This window comes from Pontibacter sp. JAM-7 (assembly GCF_048548695.2).
Classification (GTDB): Bacteria; Pseudomonadota; Gammaproteobacteria; order Pseudomonadales; family Balneatricaceae; genus Neptuniibacter.
The window spans coordinates 1-247 of the sequence record NZ_JBLYIF020000058.1 but is presented as its reverse complement, the minus strand read 5'-3'; the positions used below and the strand labels follow the sequence as shown (position 1 = coordinate 247).

At 40.5% G+C, this 247-nt stretch carries 1 protein-coding gene; it reads left to right on the top strand.

Annotation, left to right across the window (positions count from 1 at the left end):
• On the top strand, window positions 1-247 hold a 247-nt coding region (locus ACFVYJ_RS13865), incomplete at both ends, for a helix-turn-helix domain-containing protein (protein WP_463255455.1).

The window sequence follows — 247 nt, the reverse complement described above, 5'->3', positions numbered from 1 at the left end:
GCTGCTTATCGCTGTTCGTAAAGTCTTTGCTGGCGGTCAATATTTGGCTGACGTTCTTGAGGAAACAGGTGAGGATTCGCCTCTAAATTCCTTAACTAAAAGAGAGTTTCAGATCTTTTCTTTATTATCCGAAGTCAAAAGCGTCAGCCACGTTGCGGAAGCTATGTTTCTCAGTCCTAAGACTGTTCATGAGCACCGATCAAACCTTTTTAGGAAACTCAAAATCAAAAGTAATGCTGAACTAATT